Source organism: Methylobacterium sp. A49B (assembly GCF_053346215.1).
Genome location: NZ_JBKFBO010000124.1, coordinates 1 through 11,467, shown reverse-complemented (window position 1 = coordinate 11,467; position 11,467 = coordinate 1). Strand labels below are relative to the sequence as shown.

The 11,467-nt window shown below is 70.6% G+C and carries 10 protein-coding genes; 6 read left to right on the top strand and 4 right to left on the bottom strand.

Annotated elements, in window-relative coordinates:
* Nucleotides 1–3: 3 nt before the first annotated feature.
* On the bottom strand, nt 4–1,044 hold the full coding sequence (locus tag ACLBX9_RS25145) for an ABC transporter substrate-binding protein (RefSeq protein WP_447720850.1): 1,041 nt from the start codon (nt 1,042–1,044) through the stop codon (nt 4–6).
* A 165-nt stretch (nt 1,045–1,209) separates the two neighbouring features.
* On the opposite strand from ACLBX9_RS25145, the gene ACLBX9_RS25140 reads away from it, so the two are divergent.
* Nucleotides 1,210–2,886 carry a cache domain-containing protein gene (locus ACLBX9_RS25140; protein ID WP_039894794.1) on the top strand — a complete coding sequence of 559 codons (1,677 nt, stop codon included), beginning with the start codon at nt 1,210–1,212 and terminating at the stop codon, nt 2,884–2,886.
* Between the two features lie 18 nt (nt 2,887–2,904).
* On the opposite strand, the gene ACLBX9_RS25135 is transcribed toward ACLBX9_RS25140, so the two are convergent.
* Complete coding sequence (locus tag ACLBX9_RS25135; protein ID WP_010687145.1) at nt 2,905–3,324, bottom strand: GFA family protein; 420 nt, start codon at nt 3,322–3,324, stop codon at nt 2,905–2,907.
* Nucleotides 3,325–3,707: 383 nt separating this feature from the next.
* Complete coding sequence (locus ACLBX9_RS25130) at nt 3,708–4,334, bottom strand: TetR/AcrR family transcriptional regulator (protein WP_010687144.1); 627 nt, start codon at nt 4,332–4,334, stop codon at nt 3,708–3,710.
* Nucleotides 4,335–4,438: 104 nt separating this feature from the next.
* Here ACLBX9_RS25130 and ACLBX9_RS25125 point away from each other — a divergent pair, with 104 nt between their 5' ends.
* From ACLBX9_RS25125 to ACLBX9_RS25105, 5 genes are all read left to right on the top strand, one after another.
* Nucleotides 4,439–5,113, top strand: a complete 675-nt coding sequence (locus ACLBX9_RS25125) for a PspA/IM30 family protein (protein WP_010687143.1) — start codon at nt 4,439–4,441, stop codon at nt 5,111–5,113.
* Between the two features lie 44 nt (nt 5,114–5,157).
* On the top strand, nt 5,158–5,433 hold the full coding sequence (locus tag ACLBX9_RS25120; RefSeq protein WP_010687142.1) for a YiaA/YiaB family inner membrane protein: 276 nt from the start codon (nt 5,158–5,160) through the stop codon (nt 5,431–5,433).
* A gap of 133 nt (nt 5,434–5,566) precedes the next feature.
* Nucleotides 5,567–7,051, top strand: coding sequence for a short-chain fatty acid transporter (locus ACLBX9_RS25115; protein WP_447720849.1), 1,485 nt, complete (start codon nt 5,567–5,569; stop codon nt 7,049–7,051).
* Nucleotides 7,052–7,233: 182 nt separating this feature from the next.
* Nucleotides 7,234–8,268, top strand: coding sequence for a TRAP transporter substrate-binding protein (locus tag ACLBX9_RS25110; RefSeq protein WP_447720848.1), 1,035 nt, complete (start codon nt 7,234–7,236; stop codon nt 8,266–8,268).
* Nucleotides 8,268–9,905 carry an acyl-CoA synthetase gene (locus tag ACLBX9_RS25105; RefSeq protein ID WP_447720847.1) on the top strand — a complete coding sequence of 546 codons (1,638 nt, stop codon included), beginning with the start codon at nt 8,268–8,270 and terminating at the stop codon, nt 9,903–9,905. Before ACLBX9_RS25110 ends, ACLBX9_RS25105 begins: the two co-directional genes overlap by 1 nt.
* A 446-nt stretch (nt 9,906–10,351) precedes the next feature.
* Here the strand turns inward: ACLBX9_RS25105 and ACLBX9_RS25100 are convergent.
* The coding region (locus ACLBX9_RS25100; RefSeq protein WP_447718402.1) for a TRAP transporter large permease at nt 10,352–11,467 on the bottom strand (1,116 nt) is incomplete at its 5' end.

The following is an 11,467-nucleotide window of genomic DNA, read 5'->3' as shown; positions in this document are numbered from 1 at the left end:
GGCCTACTTCCCCGGCAGCCCGTGGACGATCGGGAAGAACGTGTCCTTCCAATCCTTGGGCTCGGCCTTGATGGTCTTCATGGCGTAGAAGTGCCGGGCCTGGAGCATGATGCCGTAGGGGGTCGTGGAGAAGTTCGTCCCGGGCTCCTTCATGATCTCGACGAGCGTCTCGGGCGGGGTCTTCTCGTTGGTGGCCGCCACGTAGTCCTTGGCGGCTTTCAGCGGATCTTTGGCGATCTCGCCATTGGCCTCGTCGATGGCGGCCACGATGGCGGCGGCGAGCTTGGGGTTGCGGTTGAACCAGCCGGTCCGGGCGTAGAAGATCGCGTTGCTCACCGGCTCGCCGACGAGTTCATAGGAGTTCAGCACCTTGTGGATCGCCGGATCCTGCAGCTCGCGCTGCTGGAACGGCGGCAGCGAGAAGTGGCTGTTGACCTCGTTGTGCGGGCTCGCGAGCGCCGCCACCGCGTCCGGGTGGCCGAGCTGGACGGTGAGCGGGTCGAGCTTGGTGGCGTTCTCGGGGCCGAAGGCCTTCTTGGCGGCGATCTGGAGCAGCACCGCCTGCGAGGAGACCTTCACGGAGGGCAGCGCGATCTTGTCCTTGGACGAGAAGTCCTTGAGTTCCTTCACGTCCGGGTTGCGGGTGAGCAGCAGCATCGGCGTCGAGCCGACCCCGCACAGGCCCTTCACGTCGCCCTTGGTGCGGTCGTTCAGCAGCAGCATGTTGGTGGAGCCACTGTCGACGATGTCGATGTTGCCCGAGAGCAGCGCGTCGTTGCCGGCCGCGCCGCTCGTCAGGTTGACCCACTCCACCGTGACGTCCCCGAGGCCCGCCGCCTTGGCGTGCTTCTCGATCAGCTTGTGCTGCTCGGCCAGCACGGCGGGCAGGTAGACGAAACCCGGCTGCCGGCTGATCCGGACCTTGGCGTCGTCGGCCCGCGCGGGGATGGCGAATGCCAGCCCGGCCAGCAGGAGGGCCGGTCCCGCCCGCAGGAGCCGGCGGCGGCCCGGCAGCAACGAGCCCGTCCGCGACGTACGCACCATGACGCTTCTCCCTGTGGCCCGGCGGTGTCCTCTGCAGGAGCCCGGGCTTTCGTTGGACCGGGAGTGGACAGGCTCCAGCCGGTGCGCGCAAGGCCTACCTTCACGGTCCGCTAACGCAGACGCTGCAATATTCCGCAAAGTGTATTCATTATCGCGGGGGCGCGGGTGAGGATCGGCATCGGGGCGAAGCTCCACACCATCACGGCTGCCGCGCTGGTCGGCATCGTCGCGGTCTCGGGCGTCGGGCTGTTCAGCCTGAAGGCGCAGGTCGAGCAGGACCGCATGGCCAAGACCCGCAATCTCACCGACGTGGCCTACGGGGTCGCGGCCTATTTCGAGGGCGAGGAGCGGGCCGGTCGCCTGTCCCGGGCGGACGCCCAGGGCGCGGCGATCCGGGCCCTGAAGAATCTTCGCTACGACAGCCAGGAGTATTTCTGGGTCAACGACATGCAGCCCCGCATGGTGGCCCATCCGATGAAGCCCGAGCTGGAAGGGAAGGACCTCGCCGCCGTGCAGGACCCGACCGGCAAGCGGCTGTTCGTCGACTTCGTCGAGACCGTGAAGCGGCAGGGCCAGGGCTTCGTCGATTATTACTGGCCCAAGCCCGGCGCCGACGCCCCCGTGCCGAAGCTCTCCTACGTGCGCGGCTTCGCGCCCTGGGGCTGGGTGATCGGCACCGGCATCTACGCCGACGACACCGCGGCGATCCTGTGGGGGGCGGCCTGGAAGGCCGCGGCCGGGATGCTCGTGGTCGTGGCGCTGATCGGCCTGCTGGCGGCGCTGATCGGCCGGCGCGTGACGCAGCCGCTCCTGGCGCTGAACCGGGCCATGCACCGCCTCGCGGCGGGCGAGACCGGCGCTCCCGTGCCGGCGCGGGAGCGCACCGACGAGATCGGCGCGATGGCGGGCGCCGTGCAGGTGTTCAAGGACGCGCTCATCGCCAAGGCCGAGACCGATACCCGCGCCGCCACCGACGCCGAGGGGAGCGCCCGCCGGGCGCAGGCCCTGGACCGCCTGACCCGGGCCTTCGAGACGCGGGCGGCCGATCTCAGCCGCGGGCTCGCGGCGGCGGCCTCTGAGCTCGAGGACACGGCGCGGGCGCTCACCGACACCGCCGCGCGCACCACCGAGCGCTCCGGTGCGGTCGCCGCGCAGGCGGCCGGAACCTCGGCGGATGTCGAGACCGCCGCGGCGGCCACCGAGGAGATGTCGGCCTCGGTCCAGGAGATCGCCGGGCAGGTGCAGCGCACCTCGGAGATCGCCGGCCGGGCCGCCGCCAGCACCCGCCAGGGCGAGGCGACCGTGCGGGCGCTCGCCGCCGGCACCGACAAGATCGGCGACGTGGTCGGGCTGATCGCCTCCATCGCCGGCCAGACCAACCTGCTCGCCCTCAATGCCACCATCGAGGCGGCCCGCGCGGGCGCGGCCGGCCGCGGCTTCGCGGTGGTGGCCTCCGAGGTGAAGGCGCTGGCCGAGCAGACCGCCAGGGCCACCGAGGAGATCTCTGGCCAGATCGGGCGGATCCAGGGCGAGACCCGGGAGGCGGTGTCGGCGATCGGCGAGGTCGGCCGGACCATCGAGGAGATGCGTGCCATCGCGGTCGGGGTCGCGGCCGCCATGGAGGAGCAGAACGCGGCGATCCACGAGATCGTGCGCGGGGTGGCGAGCGCCGCCACCGGGACGCGGGGCGTGTCGGCGAACGTCGTCGACCTGCGCCGCGGGGCCGACGAGGCTGGGGCGGCCTCCGCGCAGGTGCTGACGGCCGCGCGCGGTCTCGCTCACGGATCGGAAGAGCTCGATCAGGCGGTCAAGGCGTTCCTGGCGCAGGTGAAGGCGGCCTGAGCCTCACTCGTCGCGGACCTATTCGCAGACAAAGCGGAGCGTGCCGGCGCGGCGCGTCGGCCGGCCGGTATCGTTCGTGTGGTTGACGCCGTCCATGACCGGCACCTCTGGAAAGTCGAAGGGGCTCACCCCGTCGAGGCATGCCACGTTGACGGCGTAGAGGTTCCGGTCGGACCGCCGCTGATGATGGGTGTAGATCCCGCAACGGGCGCAGAAGAAGTGCTCCGCTGACCCGGTGTGGAAGCGGTAGCGCGTCAGCGCCTCCGCGCCCTGCAGGATGGTGATCCCGCCCATCTCCGCCATGGCGACGACGGCGCCGCGCATCCGGCAGTAGGAGCAGGTGCAGCGGCGGATCGAGTCGAACCCGTCGCTGAGGGTCGCTTCGAAGCGCACGGCGCCGCAATGACACTGGCCGGTCCGGATGGTCCTGTCGCCCACGCTGCCTCCCCGCCTGTCCCGAAGCCCGGCCGAACCTATTCCCGGGCCCGGAACCGGACAATTCTCGATGTCTCACGCGCCGTGTGAAGAAACCTCACGCTCCAAACACGGTGCAGCTGCGCGCGGGAACGGTCTGCGCCGGATTGCACGACTCGACACCGCTGTTCCGGGCTCGCCTGCGACGCCCCGGAACGGCGGGCTGGGTGTCCTTGGAGCGACGATGTTCACACATCTCCGTTCGAGAACGAGAGCGATCGTTTCCGCGTCTCCCTCCCCCGCAGGGGGGGAGGAAGACGCGCGCATCCCGCTCATTCTCCTCGTCCCGAGGGAAGATGTGTGCGTTCGGTAACCCTCACCGGTCGCCACAGGTCGCGCCCGATCCCTCACCCTCCGGAAAACCCTCGCACCGCGGCGCGCACCAGGGCGTCGATCATCGGGCGCACGTCGTCCATGGCGATGGGCCCGAGGCTCCCGAGATCGGCGAGGTAGGCCATGCCGTGGACGCTCGACCACAGCGCCCGGGCCATCACGGGGATCTCGGCCTCGGCGAGCCGGCCGCCGTCGCGCAGGACGTCCTCCAGGATCCCGAACAGGGCCGCGATATCCGCCTGCACGGCCTCCGGCGCCGCCACCGTCCGCCGCTCGAAGACCGCCGCCCAGGCGGCATGGTTGGCGGCCGCGAAGGCGAGATACGCGTCGGCTAGGCACAGGAGCCGGTCCTCCGTTCCGCCGGCCGGGCAGGCGGCCAGCGCGGCCGCGAGCGTGTCCCGGAGACGGTGCATCGTGACCGCGTTGGCCTCCAGCCGCAGCAGTTCGAGGCTCTCGAACTGCGTGTAGACCGAGCCGACCGCCGTGCCGGCCCGCTCGGCGACGCTGCGGGCCGTCAGCGCCGCCGCGCCGCCCGCGTCCAGGATCGCCACAGCCGCATCGATGAGCGCTTGGCGATCCGCTGCCCGGTCGGTCTGCCCCTTCCGCGGACGACCGCGCTCTTTTTTCTGAACAATGTTCATTTTATGCCTTGCGGATGCTGCAGGCCCGTGATTAGCTGTTTTTTGAACGACGTTCAATTAAACCTGGACACGGTCCGGGGCGCCGTTCCGCGAGGTGAGCCGTGATGCGAACCCTCTCCATCCTGATGCGCGGCGCCATCGCCGACAACGCCCAGGCGATCCACGACGCCAATGCTGTGACGATCCTGCGCCAGCAGATCCGCGACGCCGCGGGGGCGCTGGCGACCGCCCGGCGGGAACTCGCCGTGGCGCTCGCCTACCACGCCGCCGAGGCGCGGGCGCTCGACGCCATCACCGGGCGCATCGAGACCCTGTCGGACGGGGCGCGCCGGGCCCTCGCCGACGGGCGCGACGACCTCGGGACCGAGGCGGCGACCTTGATCGCGGCTCTCGAGGACGAGCGGGCCGACCGGCAGGACGCCGCCGACCGCTTCGCCGCCGAGACCGAGCGGCTGAAGCGCCTCGTCGCGCAGGGCGCCGAGCGTCTGCGCGACCTGGACCGCGGCCTCCAGACCGCCCGCACCACCGAGGCGATGCGGCGGGCCGGGCTCGAGGGCCGCCGGGTCACGACGCTCTCGGCCGGCGCCCTCGGCGAGGCCGAGCGGACACTGGCGCGCCTGCGCACGCGGCAGGCCGCCGAGGCGGACGTCGCCGAGGCCCTGGCGGATCTGGAGACCGCCGCGACGGCCGGGATCGAGGCCGACCTCGACGCGGCCGGCTACGGCCGTCGCCGCACGGACCCGCGGGCGGTGCTCGACCGCCTCCGGGCCGGGGCCTGACCACCCTGCCCTTCCACCCGCCTTCACCCACAGGAGCATGCACGATGACACCGCAGATGCCGCACACCGCCGCCTGGAAGACCTTCACGCTGGTCAGCTTCGCCGCCGCGGCCGCGATGCTGACGATGGGGATCTTCTTCCTGCCCGCCGATATCTGGATCAAGGGCTACCTCGCCATGGCGGCGATCTTCCTCACGGGCACGACCTTCACCCTCGCCAAGACGCTCCGCGACGAGCACGAGGCGAGCCGGTTGATCAACAAGATCGAGGATGCCGCCGCCGAGCGGGTCCTGCGCGAGGCGGTGCCGGGCCGGCTCTGAGCCCGGGTCGCCGAGCGACGGCGCGGCCGGTCACGATTTCATCGCGCTGTGACAGTCCCACGCCTTGAGTTCGCGACTTCCCGCGCCATCCTGCCCCCCAGCCGGTCGGGAGAGCTGGCCGGGGAGGATCTCGATGGCGCTTGGATCTGCTGACGCGACCCGTGGCACGCGCCGTGGCACAGGCGCGCCCCCCGCCGGTCCGGGCGCGGCCCAGGCTGGCGGAGCCCTGGAGCGGCTCGGGATACGCTTCACCAACTGGGCGGAGCGCTGGTTCCCGGACGCCTTCATCTTCGTGGCCATCGCGGTGGTGATCGTGGCGCTGGGTGCGCTGGCCAACGGCGCGCCGGCGGCCGCCGTCGCCAAAAGCTTCGGGGACGGATTCTGGAGCCTGATCCCCTTCACCATGCAGATGGCCTTCGTCACCATCGGCGGCTACGTCGTGGCGGTGTCGCCGCCCGTTCAGGCGCTGATCGAGCGCATGGCCCAAGTCCCGAAGACCGGGCGCGGCGCCGTCGGCTTCGTGGCCGGCGCCACCATGATCTCGTCCTTCCTCAGCTGGGGGCTCAGCCTGATCTTCGGCGGCCTGCTCGTGCGTGCGCTGGCCCGCCGCGCCGACCTGAAGATGGACTACAGGGCCGCGGGGGCGGCGGCCTATCTCGGGCTCGGCGCCACCTGGGCGCTCGGCCTCTCGTCCTCGGCGGCGCAGCTCCAGGCGAACCCCGCGAGTCTCACGAAGACCCTGCTCGCCATCTCCGGTGTGATCCCGTTCAGCGAGACGATCTTCCTCTGGCAGTCGATGCTGATCGCCTTGATCCTGTTCGTGGTCTCCATCGCCATCGCGTATGCCTCCGCGCCCCGCCGCGAGACCGCCGTTACCGCCGAGACGCTCGGCGTCGATGTCACCCGCGAGACCAACGACATCCCGCCCGCGCGCCAGCCCGGCGAGTGGCTGGAGCATTCGCCGATCCTGACGATCCTGCTCGTGCTGATCGCCGGCGGCTGGATCGTGCAGGAATTCGCCCGCCAATCCTGGATCGTGGCGATCTCGAACCTCAACACCTACAACCTGCTGTTCCTGACGCTCGGCCTCCTGCTGCACTGGCGGCCCAAGCGCTTCCTCGGGGCGGTGGCGAAGTCGGTGCCGGCCACCGCCGGCATCCTGATCCAGTACCCGCTCTACGCGGCGATCAGCGGCATGCTGACGGTGCCCAAGAACGCCGCCGGCACGTCGGTGTCGGATGCGATCACCCACGCCTTCGTCAGCCTCAACACCACCGGCACCTTCCCGCTGACCATGGGCGTGTACTCGGCGATCCTGGGCTTCTTCGTGCCCTCGGGCGGCGGCAAGTGGCTGCTCGAGGCACCCTACGTGCTGCAGGCGGCGAACGAACTGAAGGTCCATCTCGGCTGGGCGGTGATGATCTACAACGCCGCCGAGGCGCTGCCGAACCTGATCAACCCGTTCTGGATGCTGCCGCTGGTGGGCATCCTCGGCCTCAAGGCACGCGACATCGTCGGGTTCAGCTTCCTGCAGCTGATCGTCCACCTGCCGCTGGTGCTGTTCCTGCTCTGGGCGCTCGCCTTCACGCTGACCTACCACCCGCCCGTCATGCCGTGAGCGCCTCAGCAGAGCGCACCGCCCGTTACGAAAACCCCTTGATCCGATAGCGTGAGCCCGGGCCGGCCGTTGACGGCGACGGGCCCGCGGTGAGAGGCGGTAGGCGTCAGATCGAGTCCGTGCGCCAACGACGCGGACCGAAGGAAACGCCGGGCCCGCGCGCCCGCTTCGAGAGGGCCGCCATGTCGCTGTTCCGCTATCCCCTGTCCCGCCGGCACTTCCTGGCGACGGGCTCAACGGCTCTCCTCGCCGGCACGGTGGCGGCGCCGCACGTGGCGCGGGCGCAGCGGGCGGACTTCACCTACAAGTACGCCAACAACCTGCCCGACACGCACCCGATGAACATCCGCGCCCGCGAGATGGCCGAGGCCCTGCGCACGGAGAGCGGCGGCCGGTTCGACCTCAAGATCTTCCCGACGAGCCAGCTCGGCTCCGACACCGACACGCTGAGCCAGCTGCGCTCGGGCAGCGTCGAGTTCTTCACGATGTCGCCGCTGATCCTGTCGACGCTGGTGCCCAACGCGTCGATCAACGGCATCGGCTACGCCTTCCCGAACTACGAGGCCGTCTGGCCGGCCATGGACGGCGAGCTCGGCGCCTGGGTCCGCCAGCAGATCGCCAAGGCCGGCCTCGTCGCCATGGAGAAGATCTGGGACAACGGCTACCGCCAGACCACCTCGTCGACCCGGCCGATCGCCACGCCCGACGACTTCAAGGGTTTTAGGATCCGCGTGCCGGTCTCGCCCCTCTGGACCTCGATGTTCAAGGCCTTCGACGCGGCGCCGGCCTCGATCAACCTGAACGAGACCTACTCGGCCCTGCAGACCAAGATCGTCGAGGGCCAGGAGAACCCGCTCGCGGTGATCGCCACGACCAAGTTCTACGAGGTGCAGAAGTACTGCTCGCTGACCAACCACATGTGGGACGGCTACTGGTTCCTGGCGAACCGGCGCGCCTGGGAGCGGCTTCCGCCGGACCTGCGCGACATGGTGGCCCGCCACATCAACGCCGCCGGGCTGAAGGAGCGGGCCGACGTCGCCCAGCTCAACGCCAACCTCCAGGCCGATCTCACGAAGAACGGCATGGTGTTCAACAAGCCCGATCCCGAGCCCTTCCGCGACAAGCTGCGCAAGGCCGGCTTCTACGCCGAGTGGAAGGGCCGCTACGGCGACGAGGGCTGGTCGCTGCTCGAGAAGGCCTCCGGGAAGCTGACCTGATGGGTGCCGCGGGGGCGCCGCGCGGCGGGGTCGCGCCGTGCTCCCGGCGGGTGATGAACCTCGCGCATTTCCTGCGCCGGTCCGCGCGCCGCCTCCCGGCTTCGGTGGGTCTCGCCTGGGGCTCCCGCACCTGGACCTGGGCGGAGCTCGACGCCCGGGTCGACGCCATGGCGGCGGCCCTCGCGGCCCGCGGCGTGACGAAGGGCGACCGCGTGCTGGTCCAGGCGCGCAACGGCAACCCGCTGTTCGAGTCGATGTTCGTCTGCTTCCGGCTCGGCGCCGTCTGGGTGCCGGCCAACTTCCGGCAGACGCCCCCCGAGGTCGCCTATCTCGCCGGCGCCAGCGGTGCCACCGCTCTGATTTGCGGGGCCGGATTCCCGGATCACGCCGCCGCGATCTGCGCTGCCTGCCCGGACCTCCGGGTGGTGGTCGAGATCGGCGGTGACGCCTTCGGGACCGATTACGACGGCCTCGTCGCCGATCATCTGGGCCAGGCCGCGCCCACCGCCGATGTCGCGCACGACGACCCGTGCTGGTTCTTCTTCACCTCGGGCACGACCGGGCGGCCGAAGGCGGCGGTCCTCACCCACGGCCAGATGGCCTTCGTGATCACCAACCACCTCTGCGACCTGATGCCGGGCACCACCGAGGCCGACGCCTCGCTGGTGGTGGCGCCGCTCTCGCACGGGGCCGGCATCCATCAGCTCGCGCAGGTCGCGGCCGGCGCGAAGACGGTGCTGACCGAGGGCGAGCGGCTGAACCCCGAGGAGGCCTGGGCCCTCGTGGAGCGCTGGCGGATCACCAACCTGTTCACCGTGCCGACCATCGTGAAGCTGCTGACCGAGCATCCGGCGGTGGCGGCGCACGACCATTCCAGCCTGCGGCACGTGATCTACGCGGGCGCGCCCATGTACCGGGCGGACCAGCAGCACGCCCTGCGGGTGCTGGGCCCGGTGCTGGTCCAGTATTTCGGGCTCGGCGAGGTCACCGGCAACATCACCGTGCTGCCGCCGCGCCTGCACGCGGCCGAGGACGGGCCGGGCGTGAAGGTCGGCACCTGCGGGATCGAGCGCACCGGCATGCAGGTCCAGATCCAGGATGCGGCGGGGCGCGAGCTCCCGGCGGGGGAAACCGGCGAGATCTGCGTCTGCGGCCCGGCGGTGTTCGCGGGCTACTATGACAACCCGGAAGCCAACGCGGCGGCGTTCCGCGACGGCTGGTTCCGGACAGGCGATCTCGGCCATTGCGACGCGGAGGGTTTCCTGTTCATCACCGGCCGCGCCTCGGACATGTACATCTCCGGCGGCTCCAACGTGTACCCGCGCGAGATCGAGGAAAAGCTCCTCACGCACCCGGCGATCACCGAGGCGGCGATCCTAGGGGTGCCGGACCCCGCCTGGGGCGAGGTCGGCGTGGCGGTCTGCGTCCTTCGGGCCGGGGCGTCGGTGGCGGAGGCGGAGCTGATCGCGTGGCTGTCCGCCGCCATCGCCCGCTACAAGCTTCCGAGACGGGTGTTCTTCTGGGAGGCGCTGCCGAAATCCGGCTACGGCAAGGTGACCAAGCGCGCGATCCGCGAGGAACTCGAGGCGCGGGGCGACCTGCCCCTCGACGGACAGGCGAGGCCGCAAGCCCGATAAGGCTTCCGGCGATCCGCTTGGTTGATGCGCCCCCGTCTTTGCGAGCGCCGCGAAGCAACCCAGGGCCGCGCGACTTCGCAGAACGTGGCGCCGCTGGATTGCTTCGCTGCGCTCGCAAAGACGGCGGTGGCGAGATCGGCACCGCGTGCGGAATACGGGTTCATATCCCTCTGCGCACCTCATGATCGCGCTGCATGACAGCTCAGAGATACAGCCCCTGACAGGTCCCCGGAGCCTCGCGCATATTGCAGCGCAGCAAACCGGGCGCCCTGCCCGGTCAGGACCGGGATCGGGCACGATGACCACCCTCGCGAACCTCGTCAGCCGTCTTGAGGGTGCGGTGCGGCGCGCCGCGGCCGAACGCTATGCCGAGCAGCGCGCGCGGATCGTGCGCACCGGCGGCGCCGGCATGATCTGACCGCGCCCACTCCCCCGGTCGGACGGCTTCACAGGAAGCCGATGGAGAACCAGGGGACGAGGATGATGACGAGCAGTCCGACCAGCAGGGCGAGGATGTAGCCGACGATGGGGCGCATGCCGGCGTCGGGGTGGATGCGGCTGATGGCGCAGGCGGCGTAGTAGCCGACGCCGAAGGGCGGGGCGAACAGGCCGATGCCCATGGCGAGGATCACCACCATGGCGTAGTGGACCTCGTGCACGCCCACCGCCCGGGCGATCGGGAACAGCAGCGGGCCGAACAGCACGATGGCCGGGATGCCCTCCAGCACCGAGCCCAGCACGATGAAGGCGGCGGCCGAGACGAACAGGAAGCCGAGCGCGCCGCCGGGCAGGCCCTTCATGACCTCGGCCAGCGTCTGCGAGAAGCCGGACTGGGTCAGCGCCCAGGCCATGCCGGTGGCCGCGCCGATGATCAGCAGGATCGCCCCCGACAGGGTCGCGGTGGTCACCAGCATCGGGTAGAGCCGCCGCCAGTCGAACTGGCGGTAGATCAGCAGGCCGGCCAGCGCGGCGTAGACGATGCCGATGGTGGAGACCTCGGTGGCGGTGGCGATGCCCTCGACCACGGCGAAGCGGATCACGAAGGGCAGCGCCAGCGCCGGGATCGCCACCAGGAAGGCGTGGCCGATGACCCGCCCCGACGGTCGTGCCACGTGGCGCAGGTCCTCGCGGCGGTAGCGCCACCAGACCAGGGCGCAGAGGGTGAGGGCGAGCACGAGGCCGGGCAGGAGGCCGCCGGTGAACAGGGCGGTGATCGACACGCCGGTGACCGAGCCGATGGTGATCAGCACGATCGAGGGCGGGATCGTCTCGGTCTGGGCGCCGGTGGTGGCGAGCAGGGCCACGAGGTCGCCCTCCTTGGCGCCCCGCGCCTTCATCTCGGGGAACAGCACGGGGGCGACGGCGGCCATGTCGGCGGCCTTGGATCCGGAGATGCCGGAGACGAGGTACATGGCGCCGACCAGCACGTAGTGCAGGCCGCCGCGGACATGGCCGAGCAGGCTGGCCAGGAAGCCCACCATGGCGCGGGCCATGCCGGTCATCTCGATCAGCAGGCCGAGGAACACGAACAGCGGCACGGCCAGCAGGATCAGGTGGCTCAT